The organism is Rhodobacter xanthinilyticus (assembly GCF_001856665.1).
In the GTDB taxonomy this organism is placed as follows: domain Bacteria; phylum Pseudomonadota; class Alphaproteobacteria; order Rhodobacterales; family Rhodobacteraceae; genus Rhodobacter; species Rhodobacter xanthinilyticus.
Genome location: NZ_CP017781.1, coordinates 3,272,366 through 3,296,355 on the forward strand (window position 1 = coordinate 3,272,366; position 23,990 = coordinate 3,296,355).

General features: G+C 64.7%; 24 protein-coding genes. 5 read left to right on the top strand and 19 right to left on the bottom strand.

What is annotated here, in order from left to right; genetic code table 11:
- Window positions 1-3: 3 nt before the first annotated feature.
- A complete protein-coding gene (locus LPB142_RS15860) occupies window positions 4-360 on the bottom strand; it encodes a DUF2971 domain-containing protein (protein WP_071166957.1) in 357 nt (118 codons plus the stop codon).
- 87 nt (window positions 361-447) lie between these two features.
- On the opposite strand from LPB142_RS15860, the gene LPB142_RS15865 reads away from it, so the two are divergent.
- On the top strand, window positions 448-1,803 hold the full coding sequence (locus LPB142_RS15865) for an IS1380-like element IS1247 family transposase (protein ID WP_083392702.1): 1,356 nt from the start codon (window positions 448-450) through the stop codon (window positions 1,801-1,803).
- A 222-nt stretch (window positions 1,804-2,025) separates the two neighbouring features.
- On the opposite strand, the gene pta is transcribed toward LPB142_RS15865, so the two are convergent.
- The 9 genes from pta to LPB142_RS15910 form a co-directional block, all read right to left on the bottom strand.
- Window positions 2,026-3,069 carry a phosphate acetyltransferase gene (gene pta / locus LPB142_RS15870; RefSeq protein ID WP_071166958.1) on the bottom strand — a complete coding sequence of 348 codons (1,044 nt, stop codon included), beginning with the start codon at window positions 3,067-3,069 and terminating at the stop codon, window positions 2,026-2,028.
- Between the two features lie 3 nt (window positions 3,070-3,072).
- Entirely contained in the window at window positions 3,073-4,086 is a 1,014-nt protein-coding gene (locus tag LPB142_RS15875) for a YeiH family protein (RefSeq protein ID WP_071166959.1), read from the bottom strand.
- A 102-nt stretch (window positions 4,087-4,188) separates the two neighbouring features.
- Window positions 4,189-5,970 carry a sulfoacetaldehyde acetyltransferase gene (xsc, locus tag LPB142_RS15880; protein ID WP_071166960.1) on the bottom strand — a complete coding sequence of 594 codons (1,782 nt, stop codon included), beginning with the start codon at window positions 5,968-5,970 and terminating at the stop codon, window positions 4,189-4,191.
- A 26-nt stretch (window positions 5,971-5,996) separates the two neighbouring features.
- Window positions 5,997-7,394 carry an NAD(P)/FAD-dependent oxidoreductase gene (locus LPB142_RS15885; protein WP_071166961.1) on the bottom strand — a complete coding sequence of 466 codons (1,398 nt, stop codon included), beginning with the start codon at window positions 7,392-7,394 and terminating at the stop codon, window positions 5,997-5,999.
- 31 nt (window positions 7,395-7,425) lie between these two features.
- Window positions 7,426-7,815 (bottom strand): nuclear transport factor 2 family protein, encoded by a 390-nt coding sequence (locus tag LPB142_RS15890; RefSeq protein WP_071166962.1) that lies wholly within the window; start codon window positions 7,813-7,815, stop codon window positions 7,426-7,428.
- Between the two features lie 17 nt (window positions 7,816-7,832).
- Window positions 7,833-8,324: a universal stress protein gene (locus LPB142_RS15895; protein ID WP_071166963.1), complete on the bottom strand. Its 492-nt coding sequence runs from the start codon at window positions 8,322-8,324 to the stop codon at window positions 7,833-7,835.
- Between the two features lie 11 nt (window positions 8,325-8,335).
- Window positions 8,336-9,676 carry a TRAP transporter large permease gene (locus LPB142_RS15900; RefSeq protein ID WP_071166964.1) on the bottom strand — a complete coding sequence of 447 codons (1,341 nt, stop codon included), beginning with the start codon at window positions 9,674-9,676 and terminating at the stop codon, window positions 8,336-8,338.
- Entirely contained in the window at window positions 9,676-10,212 is a 537-nt protein-coding gene (locus tag LPB142_RS15905) for a TRAP transporter small permease (protein ID WP_071166965.1), read from the bottom strand. The genes LPB142_RS15900 and LPB142_RS15905 overlap by 1 nt, the downstream gene beginning before the upstream one ends.
- Window positions 10,213-10,266: 54 nt before the next feature.
- Complete coding sequence (locus tag LPB142_RS15910; protein ID WP_071167290.1) at window positions 10,267-11,271, bottom strand: TRAP transporter substrate-binding protein; 1,005 nt, start codon at window positions 11,269-11,271, stop codon at window positions 10,267-10,269.
- 128 nt (window positions 11,272-11,399) lie between these two features.
- On the opposite strand from LPB142_RS15910, the gene pdxR reads away from it, so the two are divergent.
- Window positions 11,400-12,878: a MocR-like pyridoxine biosynthesis transcription factor PdxR gene (gene pdxR, locus LPB142_RS15915; protein WP_156894401.1), complete on the top strand. Its 1,479-nt coding sequence runs from the start codon at window positions 11,400-11,402 to the stop codon at window positions 12,876-12,878.
- A gap of 220 nt (window positions 12,879-13,098) precedes the next feature.
- Here the strand turns inward: pdxR and rnk are convergent, their stop codons facing one another.
- Window positions 13,099-13,515 carry a nucleoside diphosphate kinase regulator gene (gene rnk / locus LPB142_RS18590; protein WP_083392713.1) on the bottom strand — a complete coding sequence of 139 codons (417 nt, stop codon included), beginning with the start codon at window positions 13,513-13,515 and terminating at the stop codon, window positions 13,099-13,101.
- A 468-nt stretch (window positions 13,516-13,983) separates the two neighbouring features.
- Here rnk and LPB142_RS15920 point away from each other — a divergent pair, with 468 nt between their 5' ends.
- The gene (locus LPB142_RS15920) at window positions 13,984-15,339 is read left to right on the top strand and encodes an IS1380-like element IS1247 family transposase (RefSeq protein WP_078527637.1); all 1,356 of its coding nucleotides are present in this window, start codon (window positions 13,984-13,986) and stop codon (window positions 15,337-15,339) included.
- A gap of 437 nt (window positions 15,340-15,776) precedes the next feature.
- On the opposite strand, the gene LPB142_RS15925 is transcribed toward LPB142_RS15920, so the two are convergent.
- From LPB142_RS15925 to LPB142_RS15935, 3 genes are read right to left on the bottom strand one after another with little or no spacing between them, the layout of a single operon-like run.
- Window positions 15,777-16,409, bottom strand: coding sequence for a DUF6441 family protein (locus tag LPB142_RS15925; RefSeq protein WP_028031186.1), 633 nt, complete (start codon window positions 16,407-16,409; stop codon window positions 15,777-15,779).
- Window positions 16,410-16,414: 5 nt separating this feature from the next.
- Window positions 16,415-16,726 carry a head-tail joining protein gene (locus LPB142_RS15930; protein ID WP_028031185.1) on the bottom strand — a complete coding sequence of 104 codons (312 nt, stop codon included), beginning with the start codon at window positions 16,724-16,726 and terminating at the stop codon, window positions 16,415-16,417.
- On the bottom strand, window positions 16,726-17,061 hold the full coding sequence (locus LPB142_RS15935) for a DUF2190 family protein (RefSeq protein ID WP_071166966.1): 336 nt from the start codon (window positions 17,059-17,061) through the stop codon (window positions 16,726-16,728). Before LPB142_RS15935 ends, LPB142_RS15930 begins: the two co-directional genes overlap by 1 nt.
- 71 nt (window positions 17,062-17,132) lie before the next feature.
- On the opposite strand from LPB142_RS15935, the gene LPB142_RS15940 reads away from it, so the two are divergent.
- Both LPB142_RS15940 and LPB142_RS15945 read left to right on the top strand, forming a co-directional pair.
- Complete coding sequence (locus tag LPB142_RS15940) at window positions 17,133-17,372, top strand: ribbon-helix-helix domain-containing protein (protein ID WP_071166967.1); 240 nt, start codon at window positions 17,133-17,135, stop codon at window positions 17,370-17,372.
- Window positions 17,373-17,377: 5 nt separating this feature from the next.
- Window positions 17,378-17,665 carry a type II toxin-antitoxin system RelE/ParE family toxin gene (locus tag LPB142_RS15945; protein WP_071166968.1) on the top strand — a complete coding sequence of 96 codons (288 nt, stop codon included), beginning with the start codon at window positions 17,378-17,380 and terminating at the stop codon, window positions 17,663-17,665.
- A gap of 2 nt (window positions 17,666-17,667) precedes the next feature.
- Here the strand turns inward: LPB142_RS15945 and LPB142_RS15950 are convergent, their stop codons facing one another.
- Genes LPB142_RS15950 through LPB142_RS15970 form a run of 5 tightly spaced genes read right to left on the bottom strand, consistent with a single transcriptional unit; the run spans window position 17,668 to window position 23,937 of the window.
- The gene (locus LPB142_RS15950) at window positions 17,668-19,701 is read right to left on the bottom strand and encodes a prohead protease/major capsid protein fusion protein (RefSeq protein ID WP_232230905.1); all 2,034 of its coding nucleotides are present in this window, start codon (window positions 19,699-19,701) and stop codon (window positions 17,668-17,670) included.
- Between the two features lie 4 nt (window positions 19,702-19,705).
- Entirely contained in the window at window positions 19,706-21,217 is a 1,512-nt protein-coding gene (locus LPB142_RS15955; protein WP_071166969.1) for a phage portal protein, read from the bottom strand.
- Window positions 21,217-21,426, bottom strand: coding sequence for a phage head-tail joining protein (locus tag LPB142_RS15960; protein WP_071167294.1), 210 nt, complete (start codon window positions 21,424-21,426; stop codon window positions 21,217-21,219). Before LPB142_RS15960 ends, LPB142_RS15955 begins: the two co-directional genes overlap by 1 nt.
- The gene (locus tag LPB142_RS15965; RefSeq protein ID WP_071166970.1) at window positions 21,426-23,429 is read right to left on the bottom strand and encodes a phage terminase large subunit family protein; all 2,004 of its coding nucleotides are present in this window, start codon (window positions 23,427-23,429) and stop codon (window positions 21,426-21,428) included. Before LPB142_RS15965 ends, LPB142_RS15960 begins: the two co-directional genes overlap by 1 nt.
- Window positions 23,377-23,937, bottom strand: a complete 561-nt coding sequence (locus LPB142_RS15970; RefSeq protein WP_071166971.1) for a hypothetical protein — start codon at window positions 23,935-23,937, stop codon at window positions 23,377-23,379. The genes LPB142_RS15965 and LPB142_RS15970 overlap by 53 nt, the downstream gene beginning before the upstream one ends.
- Window positions 23,938-23,990: the final 53 nt, after the last annotated feature.

Consider the following 23,990-nt stretch of genomic DNA (forward strand, 5'->3'; position numbering starts at 1 on the left):
GACTTACTTGGAGAATGTGGGTTGATAGGTCACCGCATCCCGCAGCGCCATGGCGTCCCTAGGCTTTTTCCGTTGGGCCGCCATCTGCGTAAACCGCACCAGATCCTCATGCGGGCCGTCGCGGTAGGCGATGTCCCTGACCAGAAGATCCGGGAAAACATCCTGTAGCGCGGCCACGTCGAAGCCGATCACGCAGCCCCGGTGGTTGTCGGCATAATGAGCCCACATCGGCGCCACGACCGGGGACTTCGAAAAGCATGTCGTCAGCTGTGAGGGAACCTCCCCGACAACTTCGCTGTAAGTCGCGAGGAGTTCCGATCCCTGCTTGAGGTCGATGCCGAGAAACAGTTCATCCCACATTTCCCAAGTAAGGCGCTGATTTCGCTGTCCTGACCATTATATTTCCTATATAAAACATGGTGTTGAAGGCTGCGAGGGGCGCGTTTCATGGATCACCCAGAGGGTGCGGGCTTGCAACGGGCAGATCGGGTGGATTTCGACCCTCGCGTGCGGCTGGAATTTCGCGGCACGCAGCTCAGTTCCGACGGCGGCCTTCTGGTGATGCGCGAGCTTGATGACGCGCTCGGGTTGTCCGATTTGGCGTCAGCGGCGCTGCGCGATACTCGCTCTGGCAAGAACACGGTCCATCGGCTCGACGGCCTGTTCCGGCAATCAGTCTTTGGGCGGCTGGCCGGATACGAGGATGTCAACGACGCCAACCGTCTCGCCTGCGATCCGGTCATGCGCCAAGTTGTCGGCGGCAGAGCGGTCGATGCACAAGCGGCCTCGGCATCGCAGATGGGACGGTTCGAGACCGAGACGCTGGCTCTGGCCGGGAACCGTGCCGCGCTGGCCGACCTGAACGGGCAATGGATCGACCGGTTCCATGACCGTAACGGGCTGAAGTACATCGTTCTGGACATGGACAGCTCGGTCAGCCCGACCCATGGCGACCAGGAAGGGTCCGCCTGGAATGGCCATTTCGACTGTAGCTGCTATCACCCCAACTTTCTGTTCAACCAGTTCGGGATGCTGGAACGCTGCGCCCTGCGCCATGGCAACGTCCACAGCGCCGATGGCTGGCGTGATGTTCTCGACCCCGTCATTGCGCGCTACGCGGAGCGCGACCTTGGTGGCAGGTTCTTCCGGGCCGATGCTGCCTACGCGATCCCGGCGATCTATGAGCGATTGGAAGAAGCGCGGTTCTTCTACGCCATCCGGCTGCCCGCAAACGCGGTCCTCAAGGACAAGATCGCGCATCGGCTAACGCGCCCTGTCGGGCGGCCGTCACTGACCAAGGTCAAGCGGTTCTTCGAGGAATTCGAGTATCAGGCGGCGTCCTGGGACAAGGAACGCCGGGTGATCGCCAAGATCGAATGGCATCCGGGCGAACTGTTCCCGCGTTTCGGCTTCATCGTCACCAACCTGCCGATGGAGCCGGACTGGGTGGTGCGGTTCTACAACCAGCGCGGCACCGCCGAGCAGCACATCAAAGAGGGCAAATACGCCTTTCGCTGGACGCGGCTGTCGTGCCGGAAGTTCCGCGACAATGAGGTGCGGCTGCAACTGCACGCCCTGGCGTACAACCTGGCCACCTTCTTGCGCTGCATCGAGCTGCCCGAGGCCATGGCCGACTGGTCGTTGACCAGCCTGCAACTGAAGCTGATCAAGATCGGGGCACGTGTGGTCCGTCACGCCCGCACCATCACCTTCCAGCTGGCCGAGGTCGCTGTCACCGGCACGATGGTACGCGCCATCCTCGCCGCTATCCGCCGATTGCGAGCGCCACCGCTATGCGCATGATCGCGATCCACGCTCAAACTGAACGAAAGCGGCTGGACAGATCTGTCCGCTGCGCTGAAAAACGCCGCCCCTGGGCAAGGAAACAGCGGCTTCGCGGTCTGATCCGTCCAGATCCAGCAGTCTGCGCGACCGCAGGTGCCGCTTGCGGCAGAAAATCCTTGTCTAGCGCTCGGATACAGGCGATCTTCACCTCAAACGACACGCCACTTGGGGAATGCAGGTCTAGTAATACCGCGCGCAACCCAAACCGTAGACGCCGTTCGCCTTCGGATGCACCTGCGCCTGAACTGCGGTGATCGCGATGGCGCTGACGACATCCTCGACCGAACAGCCGCGCGACAGATCGTTCGCCGGGCGCGCAAGGCCTTGAAGAACCGGCCCGATGGCCTGCAGCCCGCCAAGCCTCTGAGCGATCTTGTAGCCGATGTTGCCCGAGGCCAGATCCGGGAAGATGAACACGTTGGGGCGCCCGGCCAGGCGGCTGCCGGGGGCCTTGCGTGCGCGGATCTCCTCGTCCAGGGCCGCGTCGAACTGGATCTCGCCATCAATGTTCAGATCCGGCTCTTCCTCGCGCACGATGGCGAGTGCCTGGCGGATGCGGTCGATGCTTTCATGGCTTGCCGATCCGGCGGTCGAGAAGGACAGCATCGCGACCTGCGGTTCGACCTTGAGCAACTGCCGACAGCTTTGGGCAGCCGCGCGGGCAATCGCGGCCAGTTGCCGGGCATCGGGCAACACCACGAGGCCGCAATCCGAAAAGATCATCCCGCCCTTGAACGGCGCGGTGTCTGCGCAGGCCATCATCAGAAAGAAGCTAGAGACGATGCTGTTGCCGGGCGCGCAGCCGAGGGCCTGCAGAGCGACACGAACGGTTTCCGCCGTGGTCGCAACGGCGCCGCCCACCGTCCCGTCGGCGTGACCGAGCCGCACACGCAGCGCGGCCTGCAACATCGGGTCGGCGATCGCGCGCCGCGCCTCGTCCAAGGTTGTTCCCTTGTGCGCGCGCAATGCGTGCCAGGACTGGGCCAGTGCCTCGTAGTCGGCGCAGGTGCGCGGATCTTCCACCTCGATCTCACCGGGCGTTGCGCCAAGCTCGCGCAGGCCGTGTTCGATGGCGGCGACATCTCCCAGAAGCACGGGGGTTGCAATGCCTAGGCGCTTGGCGCGCAACGCTGCTGCCTGAATGCGCCGGTCCTCGCCCTCGGGCAAAAGGATGATGCGGTTGTCTGCGCGCGCAGCTTCAAAGATATCGTCCAGAACTTTCATCTCTTACCCCAGGAAACGAAGGCCAATCAGGACGAAGGCCCCGATGAACACGGTTTGCGCGACGATCGTGGCAATCGCGCCGGTGCCGACCGAGAGCACCTTGGCAAGCGACGTCTTGACGCCCACAGCGGCGATGGCCGTCAGCAGGGCCCAACGCGAGACCACGTTGGCGGCTTCCGCGACGACCTGAGGGATCAGTCCGAAGGAATTCAGCGCCGCAAGCGCCAGGAAGCCAAGCACGAAGCCGGGCAGGATCGGCGGGCGTTTGCCCTCGGTTCCCTTATGCGCGCCGCTGGCCCGGATGATGAGCGACGCCCCCAGAACGACGGGTGCCAACATGGATACGCGGATCAGCTTGACCAGCGTGGCGGTCTCGCCAGTCTCAGGCCCGATCGAGAAGCCTGCGCCAACGACCTGCGCCACATCGTGAATGGTGCCGCCCAGGAACACGCCACCCGCGCGGGCGTCGAAACCCAGTTGCGCGGACAGCATCGGGTAGAGGACCATGGCGATGGTGGACAGAACGGTCACCGACAGGACCGTGAAGCTCAGATCGCGTTCAGCGCGGTCGTGGCGCGGCAGAATGGCCGCGATGGCCATGGCGGCCGATGCGCCGCAGATCGCGACCGACCCTGCGGTCAGCAGCGAAAAGCGCCAATCGCGGCCGGTGATCTTGCCAAGGATCAGGCCGAAGGCAATCGTGGCCAGAACGCCCCCGACGACAAGTGTGATCAACTGCGGGCCGAGCTGCGCCAGCATCTCGACCGAGATGCGCGCCCCCAGGAGCGCCACGCCGAAGCGCAGCACCGTGCGCGCCGTCATGGCGATGCCGGGCGCCGTGGCACTGCCGTCTTCGGCCAGGAAGTTCAACGCAAGCCCAAGCAGCAGCGCCATGAGCATCGCCGGTGCGCCATAGTGCTCGGACAGGAACTGGGCAGTCACGGCGATCAGCAGCGCCACGACAAAACCGGGGAAATAGCTGCGCACGGCAGCCGGGGAAGCCAGCAGGGCGGTCATGGAAGATCCAATCTGGTCAAGACGGGGTGTTGCCCGGCCCCGAGGTAGGGTGGAGGGGGGCCGGGCAGGTTCTGGGGGCGGATGGGCGCCGCCCCCAGTGGCTCAGAGCGCGCCTTTTTGCGCACGCATATCCGCGGGGTCGATGCCCGCCACAACGACCGGCTTCTTCATCGCGTCGCGGCGGAAGGGCTCGCCGAGTTCCTGGTTCAGGAGAACCTCGATGAAGGTCGTCTCTTTCGAGGTCATCTGACGATCAACCGCTTTACGCAGTTCCTCGGTCAGCTCCTCGGTCGAGCGCACCTGCACGCCATGCGCGCCACAGGCCCGTGCAATCCCGGCGTAGGTGGTGTCGCGGTCAAGCTCGGTGCCGACGAAGTTGTTGGCGTACCACAGCGTCGTGTTGCGCTTTTCCGCACCCCACTGGTAGTTGCGGAAGATCACCATGGTGATCGCCGGCCAGTCGTCGCGGCCGCAGGCGGTCATCTCGTTCATCGAGATGCCGAAAGCGCCGTCACCCGCGAAACCGATCACCGGGACATCCGGGCAGCCGATCTTGGCGCCGAGGATCGAGGGGAAGCCGTAACCGCAGGGACCAAAGAGGCCCGGAGCCAGGTATTTGCGGCCCTTTTCGAACGCCGGGTAGGCGTTGCCGATGGCGCAGTTGTTGCCGATATCCGACGAGATGATCGCATCTTCCGGGATCGCGGCCTGAATCGCGCGCCATGCCTGGCGGGGGCTCATGAGATCGGCGTCACGGGTGCGGGCGTCCTCGTTCCAGACGGTGCCCGGATCGTCCTGCTCATGATCGAGCGAGGTGAGTTCCTGCGCCCAACGCGACTTGGTCTGAGAGATCAGCTCGCGGCGTTCCTTGCGGCCTTCGTCGCCCGCGGTGCCCGACAGTTGCGCGAGGATACCGCGCGCCACCTTGGCCGCGTCGCCCTCGATCCCCACGGTGACCTTTTTTGTCAGCCCGATACGGTCGGCGTTGATATCGACCTGGATGATCTTGGCCTCTTTCGGCCAGTAGTCGATGCCATAGCCCGGCAGGGTCGAGAACGGGTTAAGACGCGTGCCCAGTGCCAGAACGACATCGGCCTTGGCGATCAGTTCCATCGCGGCCTTCGAGCCGTTGTAGCCGAGCGGGCCAACCGCCAGACGGTGCGAGCCGGGGAAGCTGTCGTTGTGCTGGTAGTTCGAGCACACCGGCGCATCCAGGCGTTCGGCCAGGTTCGCCAGATCGGTGATCGCACCCGAGAGCACAACGCCCGCGCCCGACAGGATCACGGGGAAGCGTGCCTCGGACAGCAGGCGCGCGGCTTCGGCCACGGCCTCTTCGCCACCGGCGGGCCGCTCGAACTTCACGATCTGAGGCAGATCGACGTCGATCACTTGGGTCCACATGTCACGCGGGATGTTGATCTGCGCCGGGGCCGAGCCGCGCAGGGCCTTCAGGATCACGCGGTTCAGCACTTCGGGGATACGCGATGCGTCGCGCACCTCTTCCTGATAGCAGACGCTGTCGGTGAACAGGCGCATCTGCTCCATCTCCTGGAAGCCGCCCTGGCCGATGGTCTTGTTGGCGGCCTGCGGGGTCACCAGCAGCATGGGCGTGTGGTTCCAGTAGGCGGTCTTCACGGCCGTCACGAAGCCGGTCACGCCGGGGCCGTTCTGCGCGATGGCCATCGCCATCTTGCCGGTGGCGCGGATGTAGCCATCGCACATCAGCCCGCCATTGGTTTCATGGGCGCAATCCCAGAACTTGATCCCTGCCTTCGGGAACAGGTCCGAGACCGGCATCATCGCCGAGCCGATGATCCCGAAAGCCTGGTCGATGCCATGCATCTGGAGGACTTTGATGAAGGCTTCTTCAGTGGTCATTTTCATGTGCGTTTCTCCTTGTTCACGCGGGCTCAGCCGCGCTCGTCCTGAAAGTGGTAAAGTTTGTAGAGGCCCCATTGGCCGAGGCGCCGGAACGGCGTTTTCCAGCCCTCGTGGGGCAGCTCGTCACGGAAGATCGGCAGTTGGGGGATGTCGGCGCCGCGGCCTGCGACCAGCTGCGCCATGCGCCGTCCGGCCTGAGCGGAGTACATCACACCGTTCCCGCCATAGCCCAAGGCATAGTAGGCATTGGGTACATCGGGCATCGCGGTGATGCGCGGCATCATGTCGTGGCTGACATCGACCCAACCCCACCAGCTGTAATCCAGCGGAATGCCGCGCAGCGCCGGGAACTTGCGTGCCAGCCCCTCGCGCAGGGCGGCGAGGTGGGCAGGATTGTCCGCATCGCGCCCGGTGATCGCCGCGCGCGAGCCGATCTGTACCCGGTTGTCGGGCAGCAGTCGGTAATAGTGGCGCAGCGTGCGCGTATCGGTCAGCGGTGAGGTCACCTTGAAGCCGCAGGCGGCCAACTCGGATGGCGTCAGAACCCGCGTCGTGATCGAGTTCGACATGATCGGCATGATCCGGTCGCGCAGACGGCGGTGCAGCCCGCGCGGCGCATAGCCAGCCGTCGCCACAGCAACGGCGCGGGCGCGAACGGTGCCGCCCGGCGTGCGCAGGTGGTGAACGCCGTTCTTGGTCTCCCACCCCTCGACGGGGCTGTCGACATGGACCTTGGCGCCCAGTTCGCGTGCGATGCGCAGATAGCCGAAGGCCAGCTTGGCGGCATGGATGCCGGTGCCGTCGGGCTCCCACATGGCGCCTTGGGCCTCCATGTCCTTGACGGCGCTCTCATGCAGTTCCTCACGGCTCAGCATACGTGCGCCGTAGCCGAAGGTTTCGCGCAGTAGGGCGGCTTCCTTGGTCAGCTTGGGCATCATCCAGGCCTTGTGGGCGATGTAGTAATGCCCGCCGTCCTGAGGTTGGCAGTCGATTGCATGGTCGCGGATCAGGCCGCGGAAGAGGTCGAAGGCCTCCGACACTTCGGCGTGCATGCCCTTGGCGACTTCAAGGCCCCAACGCTCGATCCACTGCGAGCGCTTGAGGCGCCCCGACGAGATCTGCGCCTGCCCGCCGTTGCGGGTCGAGCAACCATAGGCCACGCCGTTGGCTTCAAGCACATGGGCCTTGATGCCGAATTCCTTGGCCAGATGGATGGCGCAGCTCAGCCCGGTGTAGCCCGAGCCGATCACGACGACATCGACATCCATGTCCTGCGTCACCGGGCCGTCATCGGCTGGCGGGGTTCCGGCCGTTCCGATCCAGTAGGTCGGCGCATAGGCGCTGCCGTGACCGATCGAACGGTCGGTTACCGGGTCGTAGCTTGGGTTGTAGGGCGCGCTCGCGCGCCGTTGGGTGAAGGCATTCATTGCCGTAGGTCCTGCGCTTGAGGGAAGGGGGTTACTTGGGCTCGAGTACCGGCCGCTGCTTGCGGAACGCTTGCTTCATCACCAGCTGGCCGTCGCGGATGGTGAACAGATCGACGCCCTTGGCCTCGACCCGCCGCCCTTCGGCATCGGTGCCGCGGAAGGTCCATTCCGACACGCCGCGATCGCCACAGACGAAGTGCTGATGATCGGCCCATTCGGCGTCCGGCATCGCGGTCCAGACACCGACGAAGGCCTTGGCGATGGCGTCGCGGCCGACGATACGGGCGCCGAATTCCTCGGGGCCAGCGACCGTGGTGAACTCGCAATCATCGGCGAAATGGGTCATCACGGCGTCGATGTCGTGACGGTTGAAGGCGTCGAAGGTCGCCCGCAGGTCAGCTGCGGTGAGGGTCTTGGTCATGGTCTTATCCTTGTGGTTCAGTCTTCGGCGTAGGGCACGATCAGGGTCGGGATGCGCGATCGGCGCAGAACCCGCTTGGCGACCGTGCCAAGGAATGTGTGGGAAATTCCGTGGGCATGGCTGCCCATCAGGATCATGTCGGCGGGCAGGCTTTCAGCACGTTTCAGGATGGCCTCGGCGGCGAAGCCCTCGATCACTTCGATCTCGTCCACCCGCTCGCGCAGCGCCTTTTCGTCCGAGGGCATCCGCGCCCAGAAGGCTTCCTGGCGCTCGTTCAGCAGTTCGCGGGCATTCTCGAAGCGCCGGTTGAGGGCCTGTTCGCGTGCCAGCGGGTCATTGATGAAGAAGTGCAGCGTGACCCGCGCATCCTCGCTCATCGGCTCGACCACGTGCAGGATATGCAGCCGCGCATCGAGCGCCTTTGCCAGGCAGACCGCGTAGCGGAAGGCATAGACCGAGGTGTTCGACAGGTCGGTCGCGTAGAGGATCGTCTTGATCTCTTTGAGCATTCTATCCTCCCTCAGTAGCCGACGACGCGCGGCAGCCAGAGTGCGATTTGCGGGAAGCAGGCGATGATGTAGATCGCGACAGCTCCGGTGATGGCGAAGGGCAGGGCCCGCAGCGAGATCTCCTCCATCGACACGTTCGAGATGCCCGAGGCGATGAACAGGTTCTCGCCCAGTGGCGGGGTCTGGAACCCGATCGAGAGGGTGCAGATCATCACGATGCCGAAGTGGATCGGGTCGATCCCCATCTGGTAGGCCACCGGCAACATCACCGGCACGAGGATCATGATCGCGGCCAGCGTCTCCATGAACATGCCCACGATCAAGAGCAGCGCGATCACGAGGATCCAGATCACGTAGAGGCTGTCGGTCAGCGACAACATGCCCTTGGCGATGACGGCGGGCACACCGTTCTCGACCAGGATGCGGCCGAAGATGGTGGCGGTGAACAGCACCAGCAGCACGCGCCCCGCCAGCCAGGTTGTCGTCTCAAGAGCGGCAACCATCTGGCGCAGGTTCAACTCGCGATAGATCACCACCCCCACGAAGAGCGTGTAGAAGATCGCCACGATCGCCGCCTCGGTCGGGGTGAACATGCCGGTATAGATCCCGCCCAGGATGACCACCGGGGCCATGATCGCCCAAAAGCCCTTGTAGCTCGCATGCAGGATCTTCGAGAGCGACAGCGGCTCGGCCGAACCCCGATAGCCAGCAGCGCGGCAGCGGATGTAGTTGTTCGCCAGCAGCATCCCCGCCATCAGGCAGCCGGGGAAGAAGCCCGCGATGAAGAGTTTCGAGATCGAGACACTCTGGAAGGTGCCGAACTTCTCGACGGCCTCGGCGGGCGGCTGAAGGCCCATGGCCGAGATGCCGAAGATGACCATCGGGATCGAGGGCGGAATGATGATGCCCAGACCACCCGACGCCGCCGTCACCGAGGCCGCATAGCCCCGCGCATATCCGGCCCGTGCCATCGCCGGGATCATCAGCATCCCCACGGCCGCGGTCGTCGCCGGGCCGGAACCCGAGATCGCACCGAAGAACAGGCAGGCCAGGACCGTCGCGGCCGAGATGCCGCCGGTGAAGGGTCCGGCCATGGTCTCGGCCACCGCAATCAGGCGCCGCGACAGGCCGGCGGCCTCCATCAGCGCCCCCGCAAGGATGAAGGAGGGCAGTGCCATCAGGGGGAAAGAGCCGACCGACGACCACGAGATTTGGACCATCTTGATCGGGTTGTCGCCCAGATACCACATCGCGGCCAGCGCAGAGCAACCAAGTGCCACGGTGATCGGCGCGCCCACCACCATCAGGAAGGCAAAGGTGCCAAAGAGAATTTCTACCAGGTAGCCGTCCATTACGCGCGACCTCCCTCGGTGGTGTCGCCCATGCCGTCGATCTCGACCTTGTCGGGATCGCGCGGGTCCTTGCCGAGCACCAGTTTCATGTAATTCACCTGCAGGATGCGCAGCGTCATCAGCGCGAAGGCAATCGGCAGCACGAGGTAGACCCACCGCATCTGCCAACCCAGGGTCTGGGCCTTCACGAAGGGCTTGAGCAACGAGATGAAGGTGATCGACTGCCAGATGAACACGGCGTTGAAGCCGATCCAGAACAGGTCGCCGAATGCCTCGATCAGGCGCGCGCGGCGGCGGTCCATGCGATTGAGGTGGAACGAGATCCGGTTATGCGCCGCCATCCGGGCTGCGTAGCTTGCACCGAAATAGGCAAACCAGACGAAGAGGATGACCGACAGCTCCTCGATCCAGGTGATCGAGCTGCCAAACATCTGCCGCGAGACGATCTGCACGAAGAGCAGACCGACGAATACCGCCAGCAGCACCTGGCATATGTAGCTTTCGAGCTTGTCGAGATGACGCCAGAACGAAGTCATGTGAGCACCTGCTTGGGGACAAGGTCGGGGCCGGCAGGGCCGGCCCCGTGCCGATCACTCGACCGTCGGGCGGCCAAGGGCGGTCAGGACGCCGTTGAGCACCTCTTTGCCGCCAATCGTGTCGTAGAACTTCGGCCAGACCTTCGCAGTGGCGAGGTCGATGAACTCCTGCTCGCCATCGGCCGGATCGGAAATCTCCATGCCACGCGCGGCAAGCTCGGACTTGATCTTGGCTTCTTCGGCACGCAGGAATGCGCCCGAGGCCAGCGTCGCCTCGTGACCCGCGTCCAGAACCTGCTGCTGTTCCTCGGCCGAGAGCGACTGGAACAGGCTTTCCGAGACGATCAGCGGCTCGATCGAGAAGATGTAGCGGATGTTGGTGACGTATTTCTGCACCTCGTCGAACTTCATCGCGTAAACGGTCATGTAGGGGTTGTCCTGACCGTCCACGACCTTTTGCTGAAGCGCGGCAAAGGTCTCGCCCCAGGCCATGGGCGTGGGGTTGATGCCCCAGGACTTGTAGGTCTCGATCATGATCTCGTTCTTGGGCACGCGGACCACGAGGTCTTGCAGGTCGGCGACCGTGGTCACCGGGTGCTTCGAGTTGGTCAGGACGCGAAAGCCCGAGTAGGCCCAGCCGATGATGCGCACGCCGGCGTCTTCGACGGTCTTGTCGACCATTTGCTGGCCGATTTCGCCCTGGGTGATGTTCTCGGCGTCCTCAAGCGACAGGATCACATAGGGCAGGGTCAGCGTGCCGACCGAGGGCGAGAAGGGGGTGATGTTGTTGATCGCGAGGATCGAGAAATCGAGGGTGCCGGTCGCGGCGGCGGAAACGGTATCCTGCTCGTCGCCGAGCTGACCGTTCAGGAAGAGCTTTGCGGTATGGGCGCCGCCGGTCTTCGCTTCGAGTGCTTCGACAAAGGCAAGGCCGAGTGCCTCTTGCGTACCGCCCGCGCCATCGCCTACTGCGACGCGAAACTCTTTGGCGGATACAGGCAGTGCGGTGGTTGCCAGCAATGCGGCAACCATGGCGCCCTTAAGCGCCTTGAACGTCATTTTCATTGTGTAGCTCCCTGAGTGCGGCCGATTCTTCGGCTCGGCCTTGCGACACATTGTCACCACGGTGTGACTGGGGTTATATCCAGTTCAGACTACTCTTAAGTCCAGAATGAGGGCGTGCTGTCATGAGCGAGAATCTGGTCGGTCGGCTCTCTGCCGAGATGTTTTTCATTGATCGTCAGGACCGGCGCAGCCTGCAGATGCAGCTTACCAGTTCGATCGTCTCGACCATTCTCGAGGCAAGGACATTGCCCGGAACGCGTATGCCATCGACCCGGCAACTAGCTGAACATCTTGGGATTTCTCGTCTGACCGTCACGCTGGTCTATCAGGATCTTGTCGCGCAGGGGTATCTTGAAAGCGCGCCGCGATCTGGTTTTGCGGTCTCGCAGAAAGTGCCGCATCGGCGGATCGGCCGGGAGGATGCGCTGAGCTTTTCACAGCCCGTCGATTGGGGCCGTTGGCTCAAACAGGATCTGACGGCGCGGCGGCGCATTTCCAAACCGCTCGACTGGCGGAGCTATCCATATCCCTTCCTCTATGGTCAGGCCGACCCCACGCTGTTCGATCACGCCGCGTGGCGGGACTGTGCCCGCCGGGCGCTTGGTGCGCGTGAGTTCACCGATCTTGCCGATGAACGCATGGCTGTCGATGACCCCGTGCTGGTGGACTTCATCTGCCGTAACACGCTGCCGCGCCGGGGTATTCGTGCGCGACCGGAAGAAGTTCTGATCACGCTTGGCGCGCAAAACGGGATCTGGCTGGCGGTTCAGCTTTTGGCGCGCAAGGATCGGGTCGCGGTGATGGAAGATCCGGGCTTTCCCGATTTCGCGGCGACCTTTCAATTTGCGCAGATGCCGATCCACTATGTGCCCTGCACCGAAGAGGGGCTCGAGCCCGCGTCCTTGCCACCTGATACCGGGCTTGTCGCTGTGACGCCGAGCCACTCGATCCCGACCGGTGCCACGATGCCGATCCAGAAGCGCCGCGAGCTTCTGACGATGGCGGACAAGAACGATTTCCTGATCATCGAGGACGACTACGAATTCGAGATGAGCTTTCTTGAGCCGCCGTCTCCGGCGCTCAAATCCCTCGATGGTGGGGGCAGGGTGATCTATATCGGCAGCTTTTCGAAGGCGCTTTTTCCGGGGCTGCGCATTGGGTATGTTGTGGGGCCAGCGCCGTTTATCGAACAGGCGCGGGCGCTGCGCGCGATGATGTTGCGGCACGCGCCGGGGCACATGCAGCGCGTCACCGGATATTTCCTCGCGCTCGGCCATTACGACGCCCATATCGTGCGTCTGCGGGAGGCGTTTCGGCATCGGCGCGAGACACTGACGCAGGCACTGGAGAGAACCCCGTTTCGAATTGCCGGCGCCGCGCGGCATGGCGGCTCTAGCCTCTGGATCGAAGCCCCCAAAGAAGTGGAGTCGGCGCGTTTTGCGGAGATGCTGGCAACGCGTGGGGTGCTTATCGAGCATGGGCGCCCCTTCTTCGCCAATCCACCCAATCCCTGCCCGTTCTTTCGCTTGGGCTACTCGTCTATTGCCGAAGAAAAGATCGAAGCGGGCGTGAAGATCATGGACCAGATGCTAAAGAGTTAGACCGGCACAACACCATGCCACTTAGCACAGATCAATCCTCGAAGATTACTCGTGCGCTGGTCCCATCTTTGGATGAGCCGGGGCTGGAGTTTCTAGGTTTCATCGCGACAGCGGGCTGGTTTCGCTGTCGCGATTTGCAAGCTCGACTAGGCTTTCTAGCCGATCGCGCCATGAAGTCGCTCAATCGCTGAAGAGAAGGCCAAGACCCCCCTCAGTATTATTACGAGACTGATATCACGGCTAACGTTCTGCGCTGTTCCGCTCGGGTGTCCCAATGAAACGACGTACCTTCGGGCAATCCAAGAAGCGCCACCCCGATCGGGGTCATGACGGAAATCTTGCCTTGCAAGATATCTGCGTCTTCCGGATAGACAAGCGTCACCGTTCTTTTCTGACCAGAGGTTTCATCGCGATACGTGACCGTGTTTCCGATTCCGACCACATTCGCCGGCATCTTTCTCGCAGGTAGGACCGTTGCACGGCCAAGCTCATTGACCAATCGGTGGGCCAGGTCGGCATTTCGCGCCATGGCGCCTTCTGCCAGCGCTTCGAGATGATCAAGATCATCGGCATTGATGACGATCTTCGGATGTCGTGCCCGGCGATTGCGTGGCTTGGTAAGTTCTTGCTGTGTCATGGTGCCCGCTCCTTATTGGATAAAATGCGATTGGATAGGATGAAGGCGGAACCTGTGCCTCAAAGGTATCCGCCCAGAAATTTCAGACTGTTTGGATCACGCGCACAACCGAAACTGATCGAACGGATCCGCTCTCGCACAGCAAAGGAGCGCGTTGTCCGACCCACATTCCAATTAGAGTTACCCCCAAAATTGAATATGCAGGTATTACACAGGCGGCCTGTCCACATCTGGCTCGGTGCGCGAGCAATCCAGTCTGTACCGGACCTCGGTCAATTGCGTATTCAAGTTGACAACCGCCTGTAACCATATCCGCTGAATAGAGGTTCTTGACCGGTTTCAGTGTCATCAACTTATGTCGAATGACATAGGATCCCACATTTCCCAAGTAAGGCGCTGATTTCGCTGTCCTGACCATTATATTTCCTATATAAAACATGGTGTTGAAGGCTGCGAGGGGCGCGTTTCATGGATCACCCAGAGGGTGCGGGCTTGCAACGGGCAGATCGGGTGGATTTCGACCCTCGCGTGCGGCTGGAATTTCGCGGCACGCAGCTCAGTTCCGACGGCGGCCTTCTGGTGATGCGCGAGCTTGATGACGCGCTCGGGTTGTCCGATTTGGCGTCAGCGGCGCTGCGCGATACTCGCTCTGGCAAGAACACGGTCCATCGGCTCGACGGCCTGTTCCGGCAATCAGTCTTTGGGCGGCTGGCCGGATACGAGGATGTCAACGACGCCAACCGTCTCGCCTGCGATCCGGTCATGCGCCAAGTTGTCGGCGGCAGAGCGGTCGATGCACAAGCGGCCTCGGCATCGCAGATGGGACGGTTCGAGACCGAGACGCTGGCTCTGGCCGGGAACCGTGCCGCGCTGGCCGACCTGAACGGGCAATGGATCGACCGGTTCCATGACCGTAACGGGCTGAAGTACATCGTTCTGGACATGGACAGCTCGGTCAGCCCGACCCATGGCGACCAGGAAGGGTCCGCCTGGAATGGCCATTTCGACTGTAGCTGCTATCACCCCAACTTTCTGTTCAACCAGTTCGGGATGCTGGAACGCTGCGCCCTGCGCCATGGCAACGTCCACAGCGCCGATGGCTGGCGTGATGTTCTCGACCCCGTCATTGCGCGCTACGCGGAGCGCGACCTTGGTGGCAGGTTCTTCCGGGCCGATGCTGCCTACGCGATCCCGGCGATCTATGAGCGATTGGAAGAAGCGCGGTTCTTCTACGCCATCCGGCTGCCCGCAAACGCGGTCCTCAAGGACAAGATCGCGCATCGGCTAACGCGCCCTGTCGGGCGGCCGTCACTGACCAAGGTCAAGCGGTTCTTCGAGGAATTCGAGTATCAGGCGGCGTCCTGGGACAAGGAACGCCGGGTGATCGCCAAGATCGAATGGCATCCGGGCGAACTGTTCCCGCGTGTCGGCTTCATCGTCACCAACCTGCCGATGGAGCCGGACTGGGTGGTGCGGTTCTACAACCAGCGCGGCACCGCCGAGCAGCACATCAAAGAGGGCAAATACGCCTTTCGCTGGACGCGGCTGTCGTGCCGGAAGTTCCGCGACAATGAGGTGCGGCTGCAACTGCACGCCCTGGCGTACAACCTGGCCACCTTCTTGCACTGCATCGAGCTGCCCGAGGCCATGGCCGACTGGTCGTTGACCAGCCTGCAACTGAAGCTGATCAAGATCGGGGCACGTGTGGTCCGTCACGCCCGCACCATCACCTTCCAGCTGGCCGAGGTCGCTGTCACCGGCACGATGGTACGCGCCATCCTCGCCGCTATCCGCCGATTGCGAGCGCCACCGCTATGCGCATGATCGCGATCCACGCTCAAACTGAACGAAAGCGGCTGGACAGATCTGTCCGCTGCGCTGAAAAACGCCGCCCCTGGGCAAGGAAACAGCGGCTTCGCGGTCTGATCCGTCCAGATCCAGCAGTCTGCGCGACCGCAGGTGCCGCTTGCGGCAGAAAATCCTTGTCTAGCGCTCGGATACAGGCGATCTTCACCTCAAACGACACGCCACTTGGGGAATGCAGGGTAAAGACAATCATGCTGTCCACTCTTCTTGATCAAAGCGATGAAGTCGTCGACTGTCATGGTGTTCCATTTTCGTTAGTTTTGTCATTCCTTGATACGCGAAAGCCACCGCTTGGGCCAGTAGCGACCTCGTAGGTCTGCCTGTGAAAAATGAGGCGAAGAGGTACCTGAAGCCGACATTCGTCGGACGAAAGCAAAAGCGCGGGTTGCTGCCGTTCAAACAATCCTCCCATCCACCCAGTTCGCCACGATCAGCGCCGGCACCGCGTCATGCGCCCGAGCTGCATCCCGTGCCAGGTCCAGCCGCTTCGGCAGCTTCACCTGTGGCACCAGCAGGAAGATCGGCGCGGTCACGAGGCCTCGGCCAGTCTTCGACCGTGACGCCACGGCGCGGCCCTTCGTGTTCAACCGCCCCTCGGCCACCAGCAGACTCGGGCCTCTACGCCGATAGATGAACCGCAGGCGCAGGCCGGTGCGGCGCTCCCATTCGCCGGGGGTGATCCGGCCCCCGCGCAGGGACTTTCCTGCTGCGGGCGTGGGGATTGCCAGCCAGAACCCGTTCTTCGAGCGGATCAGCGGGCCGGTGTCGTGGGCGCCGACGATGACCGGGGCGTTGGACCAGACCACGGTCGCCGCGTTCAGGCTGGGCGTGGTCTTGGGGAACTGCTCCGACCGGATGGTGCGGGCAAGGCGCGGCCCGAGCCCCGCGCCGGTGATCTGCAGCCGCCAGGCGGCCTTCAGCCCGGTCCCGGCCTCGCGGATCGCAGCGGACACCGCGCGCTCGCCCGCTGCGACCTCGGCCGCCATCATCGCGACGATGTCGGGATCGATGTCGAGCTTCAACTTCATCGCCGTCACGCCGGGTGCAGATCGACCGTCCAGACCAGCCGTTCGCGATCACGGACAGGCTCGCCCTGTATGACGAATGCCTCGGAGTCGATTTCGATGCGGTCGCCGGGGCGCGGGTTCGGCACCTCGGCCACGCGTAGATCGATGCGCGTGGTTTCCGACCAGAGCCTGGCATCGCCAAAGTCGGTGATCGCATCGGCACGCCGGGCGACGATGCGCACCAGGACGGGCGCGCCGCCGTCGGCGATGTAGACCGCATCCCGGCCGATATTCGGATCGGCGAAGAGCGCACCCACGGCGGCGGCAAAGGCGCTCATCAGAAGGCCCCGTTCAGGCGCACCCGGCCGACCACATCGCCCGCACCGCCCGCCACTGCCTCGGTCGCCACGCCGATCAGCGTGTTCGAGGTGGTGACCTTGGTGGTCTGGCGGGCGGTGTTGTCCCAGTAGATGCGGTCGCCGACCGCCCATGCCTGCGAGCCGAGCTTCTTCAACTCGTAGACGCCGACGAGCGCGGCTTCGACAGTTTCGCCGAGGGCGGCGCTGCCGGAGGCCACGCCGAAGACGGAGCCGACGAGCAGGCCATCGCCCGCGGCGACGGCATAGGGCGCGGTCAGGGTGATGGTGTTGCCGGGCTGAACGTAGGTTTTCATGGAGGTTCCCCTCTGGATCGTGGTTGCAAGGAGTGCGAATTTTTCCTACCTTTGCGGCAGGAGGATCGGACATGGCCGGCAAGATCAGCATTTCCATCACCGACGAACACGCCGCTCTGCTGCAGGAGGCGGTCGGCAGCGGCGCCTATGCCTCGTCGAGCGAAGTGGTCCGCGAGGCGCTGCGCGAGTGGCGGGCCCGTCGCGTTGTCGGAGATCTCTGGGACGCGGGCCTTGCCAGCGGCCGCGCCGAGCCGGGCACGACCATGACTGACATCAAGCGCGAGGCCCGGAACCGCAGAAGCGCGTCCTGACACGCATGCCACGGATCTTCTTCACGCGGACGGCCCGCGAAGACCTGATCGATATCTGGACGCACATCGCCGAGGACGATCCGTCCGCAGCCGACCGCGTCCTCGACAGGTTGGACGAGGTTGCGTCGCATCTGGCCGACAATCCGCAGATGGGTCCGGCCCGGGACGATATCCGCCCCGGGCTGCGCTATCTGGTCAGCGGGTCCTACCTGCTGCTCTACCGGATCGACGGCGAGTACATCGAGATCGTCCGCGCCGTGCACGGGCGGCGCGACCTCTACGGCCTCATCTGACCTTACGCGCCCGGGTTCTTGTAGAGGCCACGCCAGTCGATGGCCTTGGCGCCGAAGTCGAGGCGGCACTTGATCTCGACGCCATCGACGTCGAAGCCGTTGCGGGTCTCGATATAGGCGCCCTGCTGGCCTTCCAGATAGGCGTATTCGATGGTGTCGATCTGGTTGGGCGAGGCCGCGAGATACCAAGAGGTGGCGCTGGCGGCATCGAGGCGCGGCTCGCTGATCGGCGACAGCGTCCGGATCGACTGCGGCACCACCTTGGCGCTGTCGGCCGGGACAAGGTTCTGGGCGACCAGTTGCTCGGCCTTCAGTTCGAGGGCCGCGGGGACAATCAGAAAGGCGGGGCGGATGTTCAACACGGTCTTCTTGTCGAGGCCGGTCTGCAGCGCCATCGCCGCCCGGGCCGCGCCGACGCTCGCCACATCCAGTGCCGCACCGGTGCCTGCGAGGTTCTTGTGCGTGGTGTGGAACAGCGCGTTGCCATCGGCCATCGCCGGGTTGGCGGTGATGATGCCCCAGACTACGTCCGACTCCAGCTGGGCGATGGAGTTGCCGTACATCGCCGGGATCCGGGTGAAGGCATCCAGATCGTCGTTGATCAGCACCTGCCGGGTGATGGCCACGACCCGGCCGTAGGTCTTCACGCGGTAGCTCTCCTTGCTCTCGCCGAGCGTGCCGCGCTTGAACTCGCCGCTTTCGCCGACCTCCAGAAGCTGCGGCGCTTCGCCCAGCTGGACGCGGTGCATGGACTTGAAGTCGGTCGCCAGCACCTGGCGGCAGAAGAGCGCGAAGGTCCGGGGATAGGCGTCATAGGCCTGCCGCAGGGTCTTGTTGGTGACGGCCGACAGGATCTCGGGGAAGTCCGAGGTGGAATGCAGCGCCCGGGTCGCCACCTCGTCGCGCGACAGGCCCCGCGTGTTGACCCCGGCATTGCCGAGGCTTTCGCGCGCAAGTTCCAGCAGCGTCATGCCGCGATACTGGCGCGCGGCATCTTCCAGCGGAAACAGCGTCGGGCTGTAGCGGTGCAGGAGCGCATTCGCCACGGCGTCGCGGCGGGTGATGCGCTCGTCGCGGCCGCCGAGGGGCACGGAGACATGCGGGAAGGTCCGGGTCTCGTCCGATTTGGCGGCGACCTGGTCGAGGATCAGGCGACGGGACTCGTCGACGCTGACGCCACGCCTGACCAGGTCCTCGGCGAAGCTGCGTTCGAGGTTCAGACGGCCGGTCAGGTCGTAGATCGTGGACACACGGTCTCGCTCGGCCTCGCGGGCGCGGGTGGCGATGGCCTCGCTGTCGGGTGCGGCAGCCGGTTCCGGCATGCGCCTGGCGGCCTGTTCGGCCTGCGCCGGGGCCGCGACAGGCGGCTGGCGGGTTTCATGGCTGGCGGGAACATCCCCGGCCACGTTGGTCGTGCTCTCAGGCATGGATGCCTCCTTTTGCATGCGGGTGTCGACGATCTCGACGGGATAGCTGGCCTGATCCGCGGCGCGGACCTGCGCGCGGGGATCGGCGGGAACGGTCACGAAGCTGACCTCGAGCGGCGTCCAGCGTTCGACGATGCGCTGCTCGACCTCGCCCTTGGCGGCGGACTCCACCACCTTCACCCGCTCGATGGAATAGCCGACCGAGACGTTGCGGATGATGCCGTCGCTGATCAGCCCGAACATGCGGTCGGCGGCCTGGTCGAGCCCCTCACGGGGGAAGCGGATGGTGGCCTTGCCTTCCTTGCCCTCGATCCAGGCGCGTTCGACCACGCCCACCTGCGAATGCGAGGACCAGACCGAATGGCTGTCGAGCGCCGGGGCCCCGGCGTTGAGGCGCGTCAGGTCCACTGCGCGGTCGCTCACCTCGAGGATCTCGTCGAAGGGCACGGAGGTGTCCCAGCCGGTCCAGCGCCGCCGCCGGACGGCTGCGCCGGTGGTGAAGACGACGTCGACCGATCTAGCCTCGGAATTGACGGTCGCGGGCAGGATGGGCGCGCGCCGCAGCTGCATCGGCAGGGCGACCGGCGCCGCCATGATCGTGTCGGGCATGGCCCTATTCCTTCTCTGGTTCGGATGCGGGAGCGGTCGGTTCCTTGGCCGGATCGCCCGCCTGCGCGCTGCCAGTCTTGGTGACGCGGCGCGGGTCGCTGTCGAGCACGAGGCCGAGGGCATCCAGCTTTGCGTTGGTCGCGGCGATTTCTGCCAGCACCGCGTCCGGGTTGTGGCCCTGCCGGGCAATGGCCTGCGCCAGCGTCATGGTGCCGGTCCGGATCGCCAGCAGGTCGGCCATCGCGTCCTTGTAGGGATCGACCGCGTCGAACTTCGGCGGCGACCATTCCACCGGCACATCCGGAGTCGGGATCTGCCCTGCTGCCCATGCAGCCTCGGTGAACCAGCGCCAGACCGGCGCGCAGAGCATCGGGATGAAGAGCTGCCACTGGACCGCGTCGATCATGCGGCGGAACTCGACGAGACCCGCCCGGATCGAGGAATAGTTGACCTGGGACAGATCCCCGGTCAGCAATTCGTAAGGCACCCGGAACCCGGCTGAGATCGTGTGCAGGCTGGCGCGCTTGTATTCACCGTAGCCGCCGGTCGCCGAGGGCTGGTTGAAGCGGATGTCCTTGCCGCCGCGCGCATAGGCAATCAGCCCGGGCTCGAACTGCTCGACCCGGTTGCCGTCGGCATCGACCACGGACGGCGCGATGCCCTGCTGAGCCTCGTCGTCGCCGAAGACGATCGCGGTGACGCAGGCCTCGGTCTTCTTGCGGACCAGTTCTGCCACCTCGTAGTCGTCGAGGTCACGCAAGCTGCGGATCACCGGTGCGCCCCAGGGAACACCGCGCGCCTGTGTGCGCTGTTTTTCGTAGACATGGGCGATCTCACTCGCCGGGACCGGGCGGCTTTGCAGCCCGTTCTGCAAGGCGCCATAGGCGTCGCCCGGATGCTCGGCGTGCAGCCAGTAGGCCCGCCGCTTGCCGACCGGGTCGAACTCGATCCCCTGCACCAGCCGCCCCGCGCCGAGGGCGCCGGATTTCGTGGCGTCGAGGATGTCGGCCTCCAGCACCTGCAACTGAATCGGCACCGGCAGACCGTCGCTGGCGCGCCGCAACCGGCGGCGGACCAGAACTTCGCCTGCCTCGACCATTTCGCGGCAGATCAGCGTCTGCAGCCCGTAGAAGTCGAGCTGGCCATCGGCATCGCACTCCGCCGTCCACCGCTCGAACAGCCCATCGACCTTTCGGTCCAGCGTGTCGTCGCCACTCGCCGCACGCGGCATGATGCCCGCACCGATGATGTTGTTGACCAGCACCGCGACGGCCTTGGCCGCGTGCGGGTTGTTGCGCACCAGATCGCGCATCCGGTCGCGCAAGAGCGCCCCAGCCACGCCGATCTCGGTGTCGGCCGAGGATCCCGGCGCGCGCCACCCGTCCGTGCGACGGCCCTTGGACGCCCCGTCATAGCCGCGCGTCAGGGTCTCGAAGGCCTGCCGCGCCAGCACGCGACGGGCGGCAGCCCGAGGCGCGATCGTCGCGATAGCGTGATCGAACCAGTTGGCCGACATCAGCGATCCCCGCGCGAGAAGCCCGCCAGCCCGGCGACCGGCAGAGGTCGGGTCGTCCCCGCGATGGCCCGTTCGATGGTGCGGATGCGGCCGAGCAGATCCTCCGCCGAGCCGTAGTCGACCGACTTGCCGTCGTAACTGACCCGGGTCGTGCCGCTGGCATAGGCCCGGCGCAGGGCTGCAAGTTCGGTTTCCGTCCAGTCGGTCATCAGAACCATCCTCCGCGTCGGCCAAGCCAATCCGACTGCCGTTTTCCCTGGGGCGCGGTTTGCGGTCGATTGACCCGCCCCGCACCATCGATTTCCGTTGGCGCCGCCCCGAGCTGATCCTCGAGGTCGCGCCATTTTTCGTCGGTCCAGCGATCCGCACCCGCGATCCAGGCGGCGGCGCGGGCATAGACCCGGCAGTCCAGCGCCTCGTTGCGTTCGCGCAGCTTCTGCCATTCGAGCTTGGCGAAGCCGCGCTTCGTGCGCACCGTCACCAGCTGTTCCGCTACGACCTGTTTCAGCCATTCGCTTTCCACCCATGTCGGCAGGTGGATCGTCCCGGGCGGGAACGCTGCGCCCTCGGCGCGTTCCTCATCGGTCGGCCTCTCCAACCGAAGGAAGCGATAGGTCTCGGCCTTGAAGGTCGACACAGCCACGGTCCAGAGCCGCGCCCCCCGCCGCAGACGTTTGCCGCCCTCGGTCGCGTCGACGAAGGTCGGGCCGGACACCGGACTGGATCGGTTGAACCCCTCGACGCCCTTGACCGGCGAGACCTGCGCGAAGCCCTGCGCCCGCGACCAGGAATAGACCGCCGGGGCCTCGTAGCCGGTGTCGATGGCGAGCCGAGCGATGCGCAGCTGCGCGCCGCGTTCGTGCGGCCAGCTTCTGTCTAGCAGCGCGGTCAGTTCCGACCATGCGTCGTGCCGATCCGGCCCGCCCTCGATCACGACGTGATCGACCAGCCAGCTTTCCAGCCCACGCCCCCAGGCCCAGACGTCGACCTCGATCCGGTCCTTCTGCACATCGGCCCCGGCGGTCAGGAACAACCCGCCCGCTGGCACCGTGCCGGATGTCCAGCGCTCGCGCCGGTCGTAGAGCCGCTGCCAGTCGGGGGCTTCCCCGGTTTCGACCCATGTCTCGCCAAGGATCGTGTTGCGGAATGCCTTGATCGCCTCGTCCGATCCTTGGGCCGCTTCCCATGACCGCACGATCCGCTCCCAACTCAGCCAGCCGATCGGCGAGTACAGCGCCGAGAGGTGATACCCGACCGTCGTCGGATCGGCGGCCGTGGCGGTCGCCCGCCATTCGCCGCCCTCCAGCATGGCCGTCTTGTGGTGTTCCGCGATTGCCGCCTCACAGCCCTCGCAGATGTATTCCGCCGTTTCCGGGCGGCCCTTCTCCCAGCGCAGCCGGTCGAACTTCAGCCATTGCATCGCGCCGCAATGCGGGCACGGCACGAAGAACCGGCGCTGGTCGCTGGCCTCGTATTCCCGCTCAATGCGCGACAGCCCCCGGATCGTGGGCGTCGAGACCAGGAACACCTTGCGCCGGTGGGCGAAGGTCAGCGACCGGGCCTCGGCCAGCGTCACGGGATCGCCTTCCTCGTCGGCCGAGGCCGGATAGGCGTCGACCTCGTCGAGGAAGATGTAACGCGCCGGGGTCGAGCGCAGCCCGACCGCCGAGTTCGCGCCCGTCATGATCAGGATGCCGCCCGCGAATTCCTTGGACAGCATGGTGTTGCCCGCGTCGCGGGACCGGGCCGGTTTGACCCGCTCCCGCAGCTCGGGGCTCTCGTCGATCAGCGGATCGATCCGCTGCCGCGAGTTGCGTTTCGCCAGTTCCACCGTCGGCTGGACCGCCAACATCGGCCCCGGCGCCTGGTGGATGGCGAACCCGATCCAGTTGTTCCCGGCCTCGGTCGCGCCGACCTGCGCCGCCTTCATGAACACGATCCGCTGTGTGGGATCGCCGGGCGACAGCCGATCCATGATCTCGCGCATGTAGGGCGTGCGCCCGGTGCGGTACCGCCCAGGCTCGGCCGAGGCGCGGCCTGAAAGCATGCGGTGCCGGTCGGCCCATTCCGAAACCGCCAGGTCGGGGTCAGGCCGCAGCCCGCTGCCCCAGGCACGCAGGATCTCGCCCGCGCCGTCGAAGTCTGTCAGCGGGTCATTTTCAGCGGAAGTCGGGCCGGACCTCGGCGAGTTCCTCGAGGTGGGCACGGACATGTTTCTCCAGGACCTTCTGCATCGCGGCTGGCTCGACCCCCAGATCGGCCGCCATCAGCGCCGCCGCGCGTGCAGGCCAGTTCACCCAAGCGTCCCGCACTTCCCGCGCCAGGCGGAACACCAGCGCCAGCGCGCGCGCTCGCTCGATCAATTCCCCCTTCAGCTTCTGGAGCCGGATGCGTCGCTCCTGCGCCTTCAGCACCTCGTTGGCGGTCTTCGCCTGCAGGAAGGTCGTGCCGCCACCGACCGCAGGGACCGCGAGGCCCTGTTCGCGCAGGGTGTCGCCGACGGCAGCCACTGCCGCCTCGGGGACGGGTTTCAGCTTAGGTTCGGGCGGCTTGCGGGTCTTGGACGGGTCAGTGGTTTCAGACCGACGCACATCGCTGGCGGCCGCGTTTATGCTGCCATCGGGATAGAGGACCAGCCGTTCGGCCGTCTTCGCCTTCTGGATCGCGCCCCGCGACAGCCCGACATGCGCGGCGTACTGGCGCTCGCTCATGCCCTGCATCGACGGCTCCGATTATCATTCAGTTTCATGTGCTTATCTCGTTGATAAGCGTC